This is a genomic window from Klebsiella sp. SYXHC3 (assembly GCF_057196925.1).
In genome coordinates this window covers 169,564-185,847 of record NZ_JBXUNG010000008.1, presented here as the reverse complement: position 1 = coordinate 185,847, position 16,284 = coordinate 169,564, and the positions used below count along the sequence as shown (strand labels likewise).

Below are 16,284 nucleotides of genomic sequence, written 5' to 3'. Positions count from 1 at the left end.
GTGACTTAGTTGGACGCCAGGCCCAGCGCGCGTTTCACCGGGCCGAAACTACGCCGGTGGTGCTCTGTTGCGCCGTGTTCCTGCAGTTTTTGCAGATGTACAACGGTAGGATAGCCTTTGTGCTGGGCAAAACCGTATTGCGGAAATGCAATATCCAGCGTAGCCATTTCGGCATCGCGAGTGACTTTAGCCAGAATAGACGCTGCGCTGATTTCCGCCACCCGGCTATCGCCTTTCACTACCGCCTGCGACGGCATCGGTAGCGATGGACAGCGGTTGCCGTCGATAAGCACGAACTCAGGGGTAATACTCAGACCAGCGACGGCGCGCTGCATCGCCAGCATCGTGGCGTGCAGGATGTTCAGCTCGTCGATTTCATGCGGCTCGGCGCGTCCCAGGCTCCAGCACAGCGCTTTGTCTTTGATTTCATCAAACAGCGCCAGGCGGCGCTTTTCGCTTAATTTTTTAGAGTCGTTGAGGCCTACGATCGGCTTACGCGGATCAAGGATTACCGCGGCAGTGACCACCGCGCCGACCAGCGGCCCGCGGCCTACCTCATCGACACCGGCGACCAGATGGGTATGTGGATAAACGAACTCCATCATTTTGCTAACTCCAGTACTGCGTCCGCCGCCTGCTCGTCCGCGTTGCAGCGGATCTGCTGATGCAGCGCGCGGAAAGTATCATGCATATCGTGGCTGGTTTTGCCGTCGGCCAGCAGCGGTTTCAGAGCGGCGGCCAGCGCCTGCGGCTCGCATTCATCCTGCAGCAGCTCTTTCACCAGCTCGCGCCCGGCCAGCAAATTTGGCAAGGAGACATAATCGGTTTTCACCAACCGCTTCGCCAGCCAGAAGGTAAACGGCTTCATGCGGTAGCCAACGACCATCGGGCATTTCGCCAGCATGCACTCCAGCGCCGCCGTCCCCGAGGCCAGCAGCGCGGCATCACTGGCGATCATCGCATCGCGCGCCTGACCATCCAGCATATGTACCGTCATATCCGGCGCCGTCTCAGCTTTGATTCGCTCAAACTGTTCCCGCCGTTTGGCATTGACCAGCGGCACCACAACCTGCAGGTCGGGATAAGCATTACGCAGAAGCTGCGCGGTTTTCAGGAAGTCGGCGCTGAGCATTTCGACCTCCGCGCCGCGGCTACCGGGCAGCAACGCCAGGCAGTGAACATCATGCGGGATACCCAGACGGTCACGTGCCGCGCCCTTGTCAGGATCCAGCGGCATGGCATCCGCCATGGTGTGGCCGATGAAACGGCAGGGAACGTTAAATCTGTCGTAAAACGCTTTTTCGAAAGGCAGGAATGCCAGGACCAGATCGGTGGATCTGCCAATTTTGAAAACGCGTTTTTGTCGCCATGCCCAAACGGACGGGCTGACGTAATGAATGGTTTTGATGCCCTGCTTTTTCAGGTTACCTTCGAGGGTAATATTGAAATCAGGGGCGTCGATGCCAACGAAGACATCGGGACGCAGTTCACCGAAGCGGCGCGTTAAATCGGCGCGAATATGCAGTAAGCGGCGCAGTCGACCAAGCACTTCAACAATGCCCATCACGGCCAGCTCTTCCATTTCGTACCAGGCTTCGCATCCTTCCGCCTGCATCAGCGGCCCCGCCACGCCGACAAAGCGCGCATCAGGGACGCGAGCTTTGAGGGCGCGGATGAGACCGGCGCCAAGAATATCGCCGGAGGTTTCTCCGGCGACCAGGGCAATCGTCAGGGGACGCTGTTCGGCCATTAACGAATCAAGCCGCGAGTTGAACGGGCAAAGAAATCGACAAATGGCTGAACTTCAGGATGCTGAGCTGCCAGTTCGGCGATTTCCGGCTTGGCTTCGTCCAGCGTTTTGCCACTGCGGTACAGCAGTTTATAGGCGTTACGAATCGCGGTAATCGCTTCACGGCTAAAGCCGCGGCGTTTCAGACCTTCGATGTTGACGCCAAACGGCGTGGCATGGTTGCCCTGGGCAATCACGAACGGCGGAACGTCCTGAGCGACGCCGGAGCAGCCGCCTACCATAACGTGCGCGCCGATGATGCAGAACTGATGTACTGCAGTCATGCCGCCGATGATGACGAAATCATCCAGAGACACGTGACCGGCCAGCGTCGCGTTGTTGGCCAGGATGCAGCGGTCGCCAAGCGTACAATCGTGCGCCACGTGGGCGTTGATCATCAGCAGGTTATCGCTGCCCACCTTCGTTAATCCACCGCCCTGTACTGTGCCGCGATGAATGGTGACGCTTTCGCGAATGCGGTTGCGATCGCCAATTTCCACTCGAGTCGGCTCGCCAGCATATTTCAGATCCTGGTTAACTTCACCGATCGAAGCGAACTGGTAGATCTCATTGTCGCGGCCAATTTTAGTGTGGCCATTCACAACGACATGAGACTTCAGTACGGTGCCCTCGCCAATTTCGACGTTGGCGCCCACAATACAAAACGGACCAATGTGGACGTTAGCGCCAATGACGGCGCCTTCTTCTACAATGGCGGTAGGATGAATAAAGGCGGTTTTATCAATCACGTATCAGGCCTCCCGGCTACGCGCACACATCATCGTCGCTTCGCAAACCACTTTACCGTCAACCAGCGCAACGCCTTTGAAACGGGTCAGGCCGCGGCGGGTTTTCTCGAAAGTGACTTCCATAATCATCTGGTCGCCTGGCACTACCGGACGTTTGAAACGCGCTTCATCGATACCCGCGAAGTAGTACAGTTCGCCCGGCTCAAGTTTTCCAACGCTTTTGAAAGCCAGAATGCCGGTGGCCTGCGCCATCGCTTCCAGAATCAGCACGCCAGGTAAAATCGGCTTACCAGGGAAATGCCCCTGGAAAAACGGCTCGTTTACGGAAACATTTTTTACTGCGCGCAGAAAACGACCTTCTTCAAAATCCAGCACGCGGTCTACCAGCAGGAACGGGTAACGGTGAGGCAGAAGTTCCAGAATCTCTTCAATGTGCAGAGTATGAGTGTCAGTAGTCAAAATACTCTTCCTGTCTAAATATACTAAAAGGCAATAATAACACGGCCTGCGGCAATCTAATTAACGAATGCAACAGGCCGGGAATGTAACGTGACCGAATGATGAATTTAGTCTTGTTGATTAACCTTGCGCTCAACCGCTTTAAGGCGCTTGCTCATCTCGTCAATATTCATCACCAGCGCCGCAGTTTTACGCCACGCCTTGTTCGGCTGCAGCGGAATACCTGAGGAATAGACGCCAGGTTCAGAGATAGGACGCATAACCATCCCCATCCCGGTTACGGTGACTTTATCGCAGATTTCCATATGGCCGTTAATCACGCTGGCGCCGCCAATCATGCAGTAACGCCCAATTTTCAGGCTGCCGGCCATAATCACGCCGCCAGCGACGGCGGTATTGTCGCCAATCACCACGTTGTGCGCAATCTGGCACTGGTTATCAATGATTACGCCATTGCCGATCACGGTATCGTCCAGCGCGCCGCGATCGATGGTGGTACAGGCGCCGATCTCCACACGATCGCCAATAATAACGCGACCAAGCTGCGGGATCTTCACCCAGTTACCGCGATCGTTAGCGTAACCGAAACCGTCCGCGCCGATCACCGTACTGGACTGGATCAGACAATTTTCACCGATCTCAATCTCGTGGTAAATGGTAACGTTGGCCCATAAACGCGAGCTGGCGCCGATTTTGCTATTTTTACCAACGAAACAGCCAGCGCCGATAACCACGTTATCGCCCAGCACCACGCCGGATTCGATAACGGCATTCGCGCCGACGGAGACGTTGTTACCCAGCTTCGCCGTTGGGTCGATCGCCGCGCTTGCGGCGATGTCTTGCGCCGGCTGCGGCGTGGTATCTAAAATTTGAGCCATGCGCGCGTAGGTCAGGTAGGGATTACGCACTACCAGCGCGGCGCTATGGGCAAACGGTAAATCGTCCGGCGTCATGACAACGGCGGAGGCCTGGCAAGCGGCCAGGTGTTCACGGTATTTAGGATTTACCATGAAAGTAATTTGGCCTGCTTTAGCGCTCTGCATGGACGCAACGCCGGTGATGACGATATCGCCATCACCGTGTAATTCTGCATCCAACTGCTGTGCTAAGTCAGCCAGTCGAATTGAAGGCATTACTTATTTAACCTGTTTCAGTACATCAGCGGTGATGTCTTTAACATCGCTGCTGTTGTATGCCACGGCATTAGAGTCAACAACCAGATCGATGCTCTGATCTTTCGCTACGCTCTGAACGGCAGTCTGGATACGGGTAACCAGTTTGCCACGTTCTTCATTGGAACGACGTGCGCGATCCTGCTCAAAAGCCTGTGCTTTCTGAGAGAAGGTCTGACGCTGAGACATCACGTCTTTTTCCAGTTTGGTACGATCTGCGCCCGGTTTCATGGACTGCAGACGCTGCATTTTAGACTGCAGATCGCCTTCCATACGCTGCAGTTCGCTAGCGCGGCCTTTGAACTCGTTCTCCAGCGTTTTGGAAACGCCAGTTTTCTGAGCAACCTGCTGGAACAGGTTATTCATGTTAACCAGAGCAATTTTATCTGCCGCCTGAGCGGAAGTTACCATTGCTAAACCCAGACCTGCAGCTAATAACCACTTTTTCACAATTGACTCCTTACCATCCCATGAGTACCCAGGGGTACCGTTATTTGCGTGGCCAGGCGATAGCATCCGCCATCGCCTACAGTCAGCGCTATACTGCACTTACATTCCGTTGTCGCCGACAATTACCAGGTTTTACCAATGTTAAACTGGAACTGCTCGGCTTTGTCTCCATCGTACTTTTTAAACGGTTGGGCGTAGGAGAAGACCAACGGCCCCAACGGCGACATCCACTGTACCGCGATACCCGCAGACATACGAATGTTGCTTGGATCGCTGTAATCAGGGTAGCCACCGTACTTCGTGGAATCCCAGTTAGTATCCCAGACGGTCCCCATATCCATAAACACGGAAGTACGCACCGAGTTAGCGTATTTATCGCTGATAAACGGCGTTGGGGTAATCAGCTCAAGGCTGGCGACCGCCATGGCGTTACCGCCCACCGCATCGTCCGATTTACAAGGCGCGCTTTCAGTGCTCGCACATTCCGTATCATAGTCATCACGACTGGTAGTTGAAGGGAGATAAACCGCTTTCGGACCAATCGTATTCGACTGGAAGCCGCGAACGGTACTTGAACCACCGGCATAGAAGTTCTCATAGAACGGCATCTCTTTGCCGCCGAGTCCATCACCGTAACCGAAGCGCGTACGACCAAGCACGACCCACTGATGATCGTCATCGATCGGTACATAGGTCGCAGTATCCAGCGTCACTTTGTAGTATTCGTTATCAGAGCCCGGAATAGTGACTTTACCGTTCAGGTTGACACGCGAACCTTCAGTCGGGAAGTAGCCGCGGTCGAGGCGGTTGTACGTCCAACCATAGTTGAAGGTGAAGTCGTCGGCGCTAAACGAGTTATTGTCGTTGGTGGTATCCGGGTACTGCCCCATCGAATTCAGGTAACGCCACATCGCCACCTGCGGCTGCATATTGGACAGGGAGTTATGAACGTAACCTAAACCTGCGCGCAGCGAGTTGTATTCGTTGATCGGGAAGCCGAGGGTGACGTCTGTACCATAGCTTTTGTTGGTATAGTCAGACAGATCCGCGTCGTTCGCATCGAAGTCGTTATAGAAGATGCGGCCGCCGAGGCTCACGCCATCTACGGTGAAATACGGGTTGGTGACCGACAGTTCAGCATAGGTCTGGTAATCGTTCTTGGTCCCGTTAATGCCAACAGAGTAGCCGGTGCCTAACCAGTTATCCTGCTGAACGCCTGCCTGGAAGCTGACGCCGCTTTCGGTACCGTAACCGATACCGAAGTTCAGGCTACCGGTGTTACGCTCTTTCACCTTGTAAACGACATCGACCTGATCCGGGCTACCCGGCACGCGCTGGGTATCGGTATCGACGGTTTCGAAATAACCTAAACGGTTAAGACGGTCTTTACCCTGATCGACCAGGTCACTGCCCAGCCACGCCCCTTCCATCTGGCGCATTTCGCGGCGCAGGACGGAATCTTTGGAGGTGTCGTTACCTTCGAAGCGAATTTTACGCACGTAGTAACGGTTACCGGCATCAACGTTGATATGCAGCTTCACGGTTTTATCCGTGTCGTTGATTTCCGGCTGCGACTGGACGCGCGGATAGGCGTAGCCATAGCGACCGAGGAGTTTCTTAATATCATTCTCCATTTTGGTCACTTTGGTGCCGTTATACAGCTCGCCCGGCTCAATTTTGGTCAGCGATTCGATTTCCGCGGAATGGCCCGCCAGATCGCCCGTAATCTGCACGCCGGAGAGCTTGTACTGCTCGCCTTCGGTGATGTTTACGGTGATATAGATGCCTTTCTTGTCCGGCGTCAGGCTAACCTGCGTCGAATCGATGTTGAAACGCGCGTAGCCGCGATCCAGATAGTAACTGCGCAGGGTTTCAAGGTCGCCCGCCAGTTTCTGTTTCTGGTATTTACGATCGCCGACGACGTTCCACCACGGCACTTCATCGCGCAGTTGGAAGTGAGAAATCAGTTCGTCAGTGGTGAAAGCGTGGTTACCGACAATGTTAATCTGCTGGATTTTCGCCGAGACGCCTTCCTGGAAAACCAGTTTCAGGTCGACGCGGTTACGCGGCAGCGGCGTCACGACAGCTTTAACGCTGGCGCTATATTTACCGACGCTGTAGTAGAAATCTTCCAGCCCTTTTTCGATATCGGCAAGCTTGGTGCGATCGAGAGATTCCCCAACGCGAACGCCGGATGCCTCAAGGTTTTGCTTGAGCATGTCATCCTTCACCGACTTGTTGCCGGAGAAGGTAATGCTCGCAATTGTTGGGCGCTCTTTCACCTGCACCAGCAGGGTATCACCATCGCGCAGGACGCGGACGTCCTCAAAGTTGCCAGTGGCAAACAGAGCGCGAATGGTGTTACTGATATCATCATCGGTCACCGTATCGCCAGGACGCACTGGCATGCTGAGGAGGGCCGCACCAACAGCGACACGCTGCAAGCCTTCGAAATGAATGTCCTTCACCACGAACCCTTCAGCACCGTATACAGTCGCGCTGCTAAACAGCAGCGACGCTATGAGCAACTTTTTCATCGCCATCGTTATTATGCGTTCTTCCTAACAAACTCTCTTACAACCGAGAGAAATCATTGAAAAGTGCAAGCCCCATTAACAGCACCAGCAGTATTGAGCCAATGCGATAACTAAAGTCTTGAACTCGCTCGGATACCGGTCCGCCCTTCAGCTTTTCAATCGCCAAAAACAGCAGATGCCCCCCGTCGAGGACGGGTAGCGGGAACAAGTTGATTATTCCAAGGTTCACGCTAATCAGCGCAAGGAACATCAGATAGTAAATCAACCCAAATTCCGCTGACATTCCAGCCCCCTGAGCGATAGAAATCGGCCCACTGAGGTTGTTCAGTTTGACATCACCGGTTATCAATTTGCCCAGCATCCTGACCGTTAACGACATCAGTTGCCAGGTTTTATCCGTGGCTTCGGCGATGGCGGCAAACGGCCCGTACTGACGCACTGTCTTGTATTCATCAGGCAGCGGGATAACCTTTGGTACTACCCCTGCAAACCCTTCAGCCTTGCCTTTCACCGACTTCGTATCCGGAGTCAAAGTCAACGACAGCGGCGTACCTTGTCTGTCGACCTCCAGAGCCAGCGCCTTGCCCGGATTATCGCGCACCAGATTAACAAACGTCATCCACTGCGTTAACGGTTGACCATCGACTTTAACGATCCTGTCTCCCGCTTGCAAACCTGCTTTCTGCGCGGCCGACTGAGGTTGTACCTCAGCCAGGGCGGTATCAATCTGCGCGCTATGCGGCTTGATACCCAGCGAGGCCACCGGATCTTGTTTATCCGGCTCAAACGCCCAGTGACGCAGATCGAGGATTTTATCCTGACGTTGGTTCGTCCCGAAAGGGGCGACGGTAAGTATTGTTTGTTGGTCGCCGATCTTCGCGACTAACGCCATACGAACTGCATCCCAATCAGGCGTTTCGATGCCATCTATCGCTTTAAGTTCCATTCCTTTTGCAATTTGTGCTTGCGCAGCGATGGAATTGGGCGATATTTCATCAACAACCGGACGTACGCCAGGGACGCCGATGATAAACACCAGCCAGTAAGCAAAGATGGCAAAAATGAAGTTGGCGATAGGGCCTGCGGCAATGATGGCCGCACGCTGACCGACGGTTTTATTGTTGAACGCGTAATGGCGTATTTCCGGCGCCACTGGCTCAACGCGTTCGTCGAGCATCTTCACATAGCCGCCGAGTGGGATCAGCGCGATAACGAACTCGGTACCCTGCTTATCCACACGGCGCCACAACGCTTTACCAAAACCAATGGAAAAACGTTCAACACGCACGCCGCAGCGACGAGCCACCCAGAAATGGCCGAACTCGTGCACGGTGATCAGTACGCCAAGCGCAATAATAAAAGCGGCCAAATTCCAGAGAACGCTCAGCATAAAACCTTCCGTCAAATCGTCCTGAAGACTAACAACAGCAGACAAGCGAACACCGGCACCGCAGCCGTCAGGCTATCAATGCGATCTAAAATACCGCCATGTCCAGGGATCAGATGCCCGCTATCCTTGATGCCGGCTTCACGCTTAAACATACTTTCCGTCAAATCGCCCAGCACTGAAGCCAGCGCCGCCACCACCGAGCAAATCAGCAACACAGTTGGGGTGACATCCAGATGAGCCCACATGCCGTACGCCCAGGAGATAACCGCGGCCGTCAGCAGGCCACCGAAGAAACCCTGCCAGGTTTTCCCCGGGGAAACCTTTGGCGCCAGCTTATGCTTGCCGAACATTTTACCGAACATGTAGGCGCCGGAATCCGCGCCCCACACCAGAATCATGACGTACAGCAGCCACACCGCGCCGCTATAGTGGTTATCGGCATAATGCCAGGCCCGCAGCGCCAGCATGCCCCAGAAAAACGGGACAATAGTCAGCACGCCGAAGATAAGACGCAGCGCTTTCGAATGACGCCACAACGCCGCCGAAGCCGGATAAGAGAGTACCAGCACCAACGCGACAATCCACCAGCCAAACGAAGCCCATAACGATCCCTCAACCATCGGTTGATGAGCGTCATAGTGATATTCGGGCAACATAAAGAGCATTAGCGCCAGCAGCAGGCCACAAAGCACCGCCAGCCACACGCGCTGCGTCGTTGAGGTGAAACCGCTTAATTGCCCCCACTCCCACGCGGCGAGCATACAAACGACCAGTGTGACAATAGCAAAGCCCGCGGGCGGCAATAGAAAAAGCGCCGCAATAACGACGGGAATTAAAACGAAAGCGGAAATCAGGCGATACTTCAGCAAAAGTGACCCCCATCAGGCATGACTGCCACCCGGCTCTTCTGTGCCGCCAAAACGACGCTCTCGACTAACGAATGCATGGAGTGCACCTTCAAAGTCCTGTTCAGCAAAATCGGGCCAAAGAACATCCGTAAAGTAAAGTTCGGCATAGGCAATTTGCCAAATCAAAAAGTTACTTATTCGGTGCTCTCCCCCGGTCCTAATAACTAAATCGACGGGAGCCAGTTCATGCATACACACTTGCTGGCTCAGCAACTCTTCCGTGATCTCTTCAGGTTTTAACAACCCGTTTTGTACCTGTTCTGCCAGTTGACGCGCCCCCTGGACAATATCCCAGCGGCCGCCGTAATTAGCGGCGATATTCAGCGTTAACCCCGTATTGTTTGCCGTTAACGCTTCCGCCTTACGAATGCGCTCCTGCAGTCGGGCATTAAAGCGTGTCGTCTCGCCGATAATCCGCAGGCGGACATTGTGACGATGCAGGCTTTTTACTTCGCTATCCAGGGCCCAGACAAACAGTTCCATCAGCGCGCTCACTTCCTGCGCCGGACGGTTCCAGTTTTCACTACTGAATGCGTAAAGCGTTAATGCTTCAATACCATTATTCGCCGCGAAGGAGACCGCGCGACGAACAGATTTCGCTCCAGCTTTATGGCCAAAGGCGCGAATTTTACCTTGTTGTTTCGCCCAACGACCGTTGCCGTCCATGATAATGGCGACATGGCGACAACCATGCGCAGGCGACATTTTGCTGACAGTTTGATTAGCAGACAACATAACGCGTTTTAAGTCCATAATAAGGATTAGCTAAGCCACAACACACACGCCGCCGGGCAGCGCTGAATACGCATTTTTATCCGGCGCCGGAGCTACAGCCAATCGCAGAGAACAACCAAAAGCTTTACGCAAAAAAGCCGTGTCTTGCCACGGCCACCGTAATCTTTCACAACAAAATGCAACGATCGGGTGGCGCAGACTATATCACCGAAGCCCAGCGCCCACAAATATCACAACGCGTTACAGGGGCTCCCCTACGCCATGTGTTATCGGAGTTGTCGCTGTGCGGCGACGCGCGCTTCGGCATCAATCGCAACCACTTCATCAATACTTTGCGGTTCATTGAGCGCCATACTATCCAGCACCGCCTGGTTAACCGCCGCAATATCGGTAAAGCGGATTTCGCTATTCAGAAACGCCGCCACCGAAACTTCGTTAGCGGCATTCAACGCCGTCGTCGCGGCCTGGCCGACATCAAAAGCGTCCATTGCCAGCTTCAGGCACGGATAGCGATCGTAATCCGGCGCTGAGAAACTCAGGTTGCTCAATTGACAGAAGTCCAACGGTTTAACGCCGGAGTTCAGGCGCTGAGGCCAACCCATGGTATGGGCGATCGGCGTGCGCATATCCGGCTCGCCTAATTGCGCCAGCACGCTGCCGTCCTGATAGCGAACCATGGAGTGAATCACCGATTGCGGATGAATAATGACTTCCATCTGCTGAGCAGAGGCATTAAACAGCCAGCGGGCTTCGATGTACTCCAGCCCTTTATTCATCATCGTGGCGGAATCAACGGAAATTTTGCGTCCCATTGACCAGTTCGGATGGCGGCAAGCCTGATCCGGCGTCATTGCCGCCAGCTCAGAAATCGCCGTTTCCCGGAAAGGTCCACCGGAACCGGTCAGCAGAATCGACGAGACGCCGTTCTGCGTCAGGTCAGCGTATCCCAGATGGTTTTGAATTGTTTCCGGCAAACTCTGAAAAATCGCGTTATGTTCGCTATCAACCGGCAACAGGCGAGCGCCATACTGCTGAACCGCGTCCATAAACAGGCGGCCGCAGGTCACCAGCGACTCTTTATTCGCTAACAACACCGTTTTGCCAGCGCGAATGGCCGCCAGCGTCGGCGCCAGACCGGCCGCGCCAACGATGGCCGCCATCACCTGATCGACTTCATCCAGCGCCGCGACGTCGGCCGCCGCCTGCTTACCGCTCAGCACTTCCGTGCGGCAGCCCTGTTCACGTAGCAGCGTACGCAAACGCTCAGCGCTTTGCGCATCATCCATCACCGCAAAGCGGGGGGAAAATTCCAGACATTGTTCAACCATACGGTCGACATTTTTCCCCGCGACCAGCGCGGCGACGGAAAAGCTTTCGGGATTATGGCGCACCACGTCCAGCGTGCTGCAGCCGATTGAACCGGTCGAACCGAGAACGGTTAATTGCTTCATGAGACGTCCAGAAGAATTGTGACAGGATAAAAAGCAAAACGCCGCCAGCAAGCCCTTTATGCATCAATCCTCGGGGCTAAAACGGCGGCGAATGACCTTCGGTATAGAACGGAAGGCTACAAGGCCAGCTATTTTAACGCAATCCCAAATATTGAGCGTACGGTCTTCTGTACGGCGTTTCAGACTTTACGCAGCCCCGAATATCCCGGGCCCGCGTAACGGCAGAAAATCAGAACTGCATCAGTTCCGCTTCTTTCTCTGCCAGCGCCGCATCAACTTTCTTAATGGCGGCGTCAGTCATTTTCTGCACGTCGTCCTGAGAACGGCGATCGTCATCTTCGCTGATCTCTTTCTCTTTGAGCAGAGCTTTAACTTTGTCGTTCGCGTCACGGCGAACGTTACGCACGGCGACACGCGCCTGCTCAGCTTCGCCACGCACGATCTTGGTCAGATCTTTACGACGTTCTTCTGTCAGCGGCGGCAGCGGAACGCGGATATCGCTACCCGCAGAGCTTGGGTTCAGACCCAGATCAGACGCCATAATCGCTTTTTCAACGGCCGGGCTCATAGAGCGGTCGAAGACGTTGATTTTCAGCGTACGGGAATCTTCTACCGTAACGCTTGCCAGCTGACGCAGCGGAGTCGGCGTGCCGTAGTATTCTACAATGATGCCATCCAGCAGGCTTGGAGAAGCACGACCCGTGCGAATTTTGCTGATTTGGTTTTTGAATGCTTCAACGCATTTTTCCATGCGTACTTCAGCATCTTTTCTGATATCGCTAATCACGTTACGAATCCTTGAAAACTTGTCTCAGACAGACCACACGGTCGCTCACCGCAAAAGTGAGCTAAGTATAGTCCGGATTAATTCAATTAACCGGGCAACTTCCCCGCTAAAGTAAAGCGGAATATTACCCGGAATTAGCGCCGACGGGAATTATTCCGTAATCAATGTGCCTTCTTTTTCGCCCATCACCACACGACGCAGCGCGCCAGGCTTGTTCATGTTAAATACGCGAATCGGCAGTTTGTGGTCGCGCGCCAGGGTGAAGGCGGCAAGATCCATTACTTTCAGCTCTTTATCCAGCACTTCGCTGTAGGTCAGCTGATCATACATGGTGGCGGAAGGATCTTTCGCCGGGTCAGCGGTAAACACGCCGTCAACCTTGGTCGCTTTCAGTACCACGTCGGCTTCGATTTCAATACCGCGCAGGCAGGCTGCGGAGTCGGTAGTAAAGAATGGGTTGCCGGTACCTGCGGAGAGGATCACCACGCGATTGTTACGCAGCAGGCTAATCGCTTCCGCCCAGCTGTAGTTGTCACACACGCCATTCAGCGGGATTGCGGACATCAGGCGAGCGTTCACATAGGCGCGATGGAGCGCATCACGCATTGCCAGGCCGTTCATGACCGTTGCCAGCATGCCCATGTGGTCGCCCACAACGCGGTTCATACCCGCTTTCGCCAGACCAGCACCACGGAACAGGTTACCGCCACCAATCACTACGCCAACCTGAATACCCAGTTCAACCAGTTCTTTGATTTCCTGAGCCATACGGTCAAGTATGCTTGCATCAATACCGAAGCCTTCTGAACCCTGCAGAGCTTCGCCACTTAACTTCAGCAGAATACGTTTGTAGACGGGTTTTGCATTGGTAGCCATGTTTCTTTCCTGAGACTGTCAACGATTGAGATGAGTTAATTCTGACGACATTGTATGTCATCGTTCAGCGCAGTCACTATAAGCGATTGGCTGATTTTACAAGAGAGGCGCAAAAAGAAGCCGCCCTCAGGCGGCTCCTTTTTTAAAAAATTAAGACTGCTTGGACATCGCAGCAACTTCTGCTGCAAAGTCAGTCTCAACTTTCTCGATGCCTTCGCCCACTTCAAAGCGGATGAAGCCAGTAACGTCGGCGTTGTGCTCTTTCAGCAGCTGACCAACAGATTTGCTCGGTTCCATAACGAAAGGCTGACCAGTCAGAGAAACTTCGCCGGTGAATTTCTTCATACGGCCTTCAACCATTTTCTCTGCGATTTCTTTCGGCTTACCGGACTGCATCGCGATGTCCAGCTGAACCTGGTACTCTTTTTCTACTACTTCAGCAGAAACGTCTTCCGGCTTAACGAATTCCGGCTTGCTTGCAGCAACGTGCATTGCCAGCTGCTTAACCAGCTCTTCGTCAGCGCCTTTAGCGGCAACCAGAACGCCGATGCGCGCACCGTGCTGGTAGCTGCCCAGAACGTCGCCTTCCAGGATAGCGATACGACGGATGTTGATGTTCTCACCGATTTTAGCAACCAGGGCAACACGTTCTTCTTCGAACTGCGCTTTCAGAACTTCAACGTCGGAGATTTTACCAGCAACAGCGGCGTCCAGTACTTTGTCAGCAAATGCCTGGAAACCACCATCTTTAGCAACGAAGTCAGTCTGGCAGTTAACTTCCAGAATGTAACCGTAGTTGCCGTCGATTTTGGTTTTGATCACGCCGTCAGCAGCAACGTTGCCTGCTTTTTTCGCCGCTTTGATCGCGCCGGATTTACGCATGTTTTCGATTGCCAGCTCGATGTCGCCATTAGCTTCAGTCAGTGCTTTTTTGCAATCCATCATGCCTGCGCCAGTACGTTCGCGCAGCTCTTTTACCAGGGAAGCGGTAATTTCAGCCATTCTAAAATCCTCGGGAGATGTGGAAACTGCCCGGCCTGCGGCCAAACAGCATAAATTGAAAAAAGGGGCCTAAAATTGGCCCCTATTCATACACGGTACTAATAAGGGCTTAAACCTTATTATTCAGCTTCTACGAAGCTTTCTTCCGCCTGAGAAGCCAGGTCCTGAGAGCGACCTTCACGAACGGTAGCTGCAACAGCGCCCAGGTACAGGCTAACTGCGCGGATTGCATCGTCGTTACCCGGGATAACGAAGTCTACGCCGTCCGGATCAGAGTTGGTATCAACGATAGCAAATACCGGGATACCCAGGTTGTTTGCTTCTTTGATAGCGATGTGCTCGTGGTCAGCGTCGATAACGAACAGTGCGTCCGGCAGGCCGCCCATGTCTTTGATACCGCCCAGGCTGTTTTCCAGCTTGTCCAGCTCACGAGTGCGCATCAGCGCTTCTTTCTTGGTCAGCTTCTCGAAAGTACCGTCCTGGGACTGAGTTTCCAGGTCTTTCAGACGTTTGATGGACTGACGAACGGTTTTCCAGTTAGTCAGCATACCGCCCAGCCAGCGATGGTTCACGAAGAACTGGTCGCAGCTGTTAGCAGCTTCTTTTACCGCTTCGCTTGCAGCGCGCTTAGTACCAACGAACAGGATCTTGCCTTTACGGGCAGAGATTTTGTTCAGCTCAGCCAGAGCTTCGTTGAACATCGGTACAGTTTTCTCAAGGTTGATGATGTGAACTTTGTTACGCGCGCCGAAGATGAAAGGCTTCATTTTCGGGTTCCAGTAACGGGTCTGGTGACCGAAGTGAACACCAGCCTTGAGCATGTCGCGCATGGAAACAGTTGCCATGTTTAAAACCTCTATAGATTAAATTGGGGTTATGCCTCCACGTATCCCATATTACCGACCCCAAAGGGCACCCCGGAATATGTGCCGATACGTGTGTGTTATTTACACAATATGAGTATGTCGCTTACGTCCATCCTTGTGTATCTGAGATGGAACGGAAGTCCGGCGCGCTTTATACCACAAAACCTGGCCAGACACCAACTCTTGTTGACGTCTCGTGCTGTTAATGATTCTCAATTTGGCACCAGCGTACCCGGACTGTTACCATTGACAGGACTTAATCTATTATTGTCGAAAAAATCGACACTGCTGGACATATTCCATGGCTATCTCTATCAAGACATCTGAAGACATCGAAAAAATGCGCGTTGCCGGCCGCCTGGCCGCCGAAGTGCTGGAAATGATCGAACCCTACGTCAAACCGGGCGTCAGCACCGGCGAGCTGGATCGCATCTGCAACGACTACATTGTTAATGAACAGAAAGCGGTCTCCGCCTGCCTCGGCTATCACGGCTTCCCGAAATCGGTCTGTATCTCTATTAATGAAGTGGTGTGCCACGGCATCCCGGATGACGGCAAACTGCTGAAAGACGGCGACATCGTTAATATCGACGTGACCGTGATTAAAGATGAGTTCCACGGCGATACCTCAAAAATGTTCATCGTCGGTAAACCGACTATCCTCGGCGAGCGCCTGTGCCGCATCACCCAGGAAAGCCTCTATCTGGCGCTGAAGATGGTTAAACCGGGGATCAACCTGCGCACGATCGGCGCGGCGATCCAGAAATTCGTTGAAGCGGAAGGTTTCTCCGTGGTGCGCGAGTACTGCGGGCACGGTATCGGCCGCGGCTTCCACGAAGAACCGCAGGTACTGCACTATGATTCGCCGGAAACCGACGTGGTGCTCAAGCCGGGTATGACCTTCACCATCGAACCGATGGTCAACGCCGGTAAGAAAGAGATCCGTAGCATGAAGGACGGCTGGACGGTGAAAACCAAAGACCGTAGCTTGTCTGCGCAGTACGAGCATACTATTGTGGTAACCGATAACGGCTGCGAAATTCTGACGCTACGCAAGGATGACACCATCCCGGCGATAATCTCGCACGACGAATAATGAAAAGCCGGCGCCCG

At 53.7% G+C, this 16,284-nt stretch carries 16 protein-coding genes; 1 reads left to right on the top strand and 15 read right to left on the bottom strand.

Features of this window, described 5'->3' with window-relative positions:
• Positions 1-5 precede the first annotated feature (5 nt).
• The 15 genes from rnhB to rpsB all read right to left on the bottom strand — a co-directional run bounded on the left by rnhB (position 6) and on the right by rpsB (position 15,150).
• Positions 6-605 (bottom strand): ribonuclease HII, encoded by a 600-nt coding sequence (gene rnhB / locus AC2CGP_RS19135; RefSeq protein ID WP_015368153.1) that lies wholly within the window; start codon positions 603-605, stop codon positions 6-8.
• Positions 602-1,750: a lipid-A-disaccharide synthase gene (lpxB, locus tag AC2CGP_RS19130; RefSeq protein WP_015704449.1), complete on the bottom strand. Its 1,149-nt coding sequence runs from the start codon at positions 1,748-1,750 to the stop codon at positions 602-604. The genes rnhB and lpxB overlap by 4 nt, the downstream gene beginning before the upstream one ends.
• Positions 1,750-2,538, bottom strand: a complete 789-nt coding sequence (lpxA, locus tag AC2CGP_RS19125; protein ID WP_015368155.1) for an acyl-ACP--UDP-N-acetylglucosamine O-acyltransferase — start codon at positions 2,536-2,538, stop codon at positions 1,750-1,752. The genes lpxB and lpxA overlap by 1 nt, the downstream gene beginning before the upstream one ends.
• A gap of 3 nt (positions 2,539-2,541) precedes the next feature.
• Entirely contained in the window at positions 2,542-2,997 is a 456-nt protein-coding gene (gene fabZ, locus AC2CGP_RS19120) for a 3-hydroxyacyl-ACP dehydratase FabZ (RefSeq protein ID WP_004145858.1), read from the bottom strand.
• Between the two features lie 107 nt (positions 2,998-3,104).
• On the bottom strand, positions 3,105-4,130 hold the full coding sequence (gene lpxD / locus AC2CGP_RS19115; protein WP_171830427.1) for a UDP-3-O-(3-hydroxymyristoyl)glucosamine N-acyltransferase: 1,026 nt from the start codon (positions 4,128-4,130) through the stop codon (positions 3,105-3,107).
• 3 nt (positions 4,131-4,133) lie between these two features.
• Complete coding sequence (gene skp, locus AC2CGP_RS19110; RefSeq protein ID WP_015368157.1) at positions 4,134-4,619, bottom strand: molecular chaperone Skp; 486 nt, start codon at positions 4,617-4,619, stop codon at positions 4,134-4,136.
• Between the two features lie 122 nt (positions 4,620-4,741).
• Entirely contained in the window at positions 4,742-7,162 is a 2,421-nt protein-coding gene (bamA, locus tag AC2CGP_RS19105) for an outer membrane protein assembly factor BamA (RefSeq protein ID WP_015704448.1), read from the bottom strand.
• A 31-nt stretch (positions 7,163-7,193) separates the two neighbouring features.
• Complete coding sequence (rseP, locus tag AC2CGP_RS19100) at positions 7,194-8,546, bottom strand: sigma E protease regulator RseP (protein WP_015368160.1); 1,353 nt, start codon at positions 8,544-8,546, stop codon at positions 7,194-7,196.
• 11 nt (positions 8,547-8,557) lie between these two features.
• Positions 8,558-9,415, bottom strand: a complete 858-nt coding sequence (cdsA, locus tag AC2CGP_RS19095) for a phosphatidate cytidylyltransferase (RefSeq protein ID WP_015368161.1) — start codon at positions 9,413-9,415, stop codon at positions 8,558-8,560.
• A gap of 12 nt (positions 9,416-9,427) precedes the next feature.
• Positions 9,428-10,189 carry a (2E,6E)-farnesyl-diphosphate-specific ditrans,polycis-undecaprenyl-diphosphate synthase gene (ispU, locus tag AC2CGP_RS19090; RefSeq protein ID WP_015368162.1) on the bottom strand — a complete coding sequence of 254 codons (762 nt, stop codon included), beginning with the start codon at positions 10,187-10,189 and terminating at the stop codon, positions 9,428-9,430.
• Positions 10,190-10,455: 266 nt separating this feature from the next.
• Complete coding sequence (gene ispC, locus AC2CGP_RS19085; protein WP_015704446.1) at positions 10,456-11,640, bottom strand: 1-deoxy-D-xylulose-5-phosphate reductoisomerase; 1,185 nt, start codon at positions 11,638-11,640, stop codon at positions 10,456-10,458.
• Positions 11,641-11,869: 229 nt separating this feature from the next.
• The gene (frr, locus tag AC2CGP_RS19080; RefSeq protein ID WP_015368165.1) at positions 11,870-12,427 is read right to left on the bottom strand and encodes a ribosome recycling factor; all 558 of its coding nucleotides are present in this window, start codon (positions 12,425-12,427) and stop codon (positions 11,870-11,872) included.
• A gap of 150 nt (positions 12,428-12,577) precedes the next feature.
• Positions 12,578-13,303, bottom strand: a complete 726-nt coding sequence (gene pyrH, locus AC2CGP_RS19075) for a UMP kinase (RefSeq protein ID WP_004098747.1) — start codon at positions 13,301-13,303, stop codon at positions 12,578-12,580.
• Positions 13,304-13,453: 150 nt separating this feature from the next.
• Positions 13,454-14,305 (bottom strand): translation elongation factor Ts, encoded by an 852-nt coding sequence (tsf, locus tag AC2CGP_RS19070; protein WP_015368168.1) that lies wholly within the window; start codon positions 14,303-14,305, stop codon positions 13,454-13,456.
• 119 nt (positions 14,306-14,424) lie between these two features.
• Positions 14,425-15,150: a 30S ribosomal protein S2 gene (rpsB, locus tag AC2CGP_RS19065; protein WP_004858107.1), complete on the bottom strand. Its 726-nt coding sequence runs from the start codon at positions 15,148-15,150 to the stop codon at positions 14,425-14,427.
• Between the two features lie 322 nt (positions 15,151-15,472).
• On the opposite strand from rpsB, the gene map reads away from it, so the two are divergent.
• On the top strand, positions 15,473-16,267 hold the full coding sequence (map, locus tag AC2CGP_RS19060) for a type I methionyl aminopeptidase (RefSeq protein ID WP_042893904.1): 795 nt from the start codon (positions 15,473-15,475) through the stop codon (positions 16,265-16,267).
• Positions 16,268-16,284 lie beyond the last annotated feature (17 nt).

Excerpts from the sequence above, each read along its gene's own strand:
- rnhB (WP_015368153.1), bottom strand. The coding sequence starts at position 605 with ATGATGGAGTTCGTTTATCCACATACCCATCTGGTCGCCGGTGTCGAT.
- lpxB (WP_015704449.1), bottom strand. The coding sequence starts at position 1,750 with ATGGCCGAACAGCGTCCCCTGACGATTGCCCTGGTCGCCGGAGAAACC.
- lpxD (WP_171830427.1), bottom strand. The coding sequence starts at position 4,130 with ATGCCTTCAATTCGACTGGCTGACTTAGCACAGCAGTTGGATGCAGAA.
- bamA (WP_015704448.1), bottom strand. The coding sequence starts at position 7,162 with ATGGCGATGAAAAAGTTGCTCATAGCGTCGCTGCTGTTTAGCAGCGCG.
- rseP (WP_015368160.1), bottom strand. The coding sequence starts at position 8,546 with ATGCTGAGCGTTCTCTGGAATTTGGCCGCTTTTATTATTGCGCTTGGC.
- ispU (WP_015368162.1), bottom strand. The coding sequence starts at position 10,189 with ATGTTGTCTGCTAATCAAACTGTCAGCAAAATGTCGCCTGCGCATGGT.
- ispC (WP_015704446.1), bottom strand. The coding sequence starts at position 11,640 with ATGAAGCAATTAACCGTTCTCGGTTCGACCGGTTCAATCGGCTGCAGC.
- pyrH (WP_004098747.1), bottom strand. The coding sequence starts at position 13,303 with ATGGCTACCAATGCAAAACCCGTCTACAAACGTATTCTGCTGAAGTTA.
- tsf (WP_015368168.1), bottom strand. The coding sequence starts at position 14,305 with ATGGCTGAAATTACCGCTTCCCTGGTAAAAGAGCTGCGCGAACGTACT.
- rpsB (WP_004858107.1), bottom strand. The coding sequence starts at position 15,150 with ATGGCAACTGTTTCCATGCGCGACATGCTCAAGGCTGGTGTTCACTTC.
- map (WP_042893904.1), top strand. The coding sequence starts at position 15,473 with ATGGCTATCTCTATCAAGACATCTGAAGACATCGAAAAAATGCGCGTT.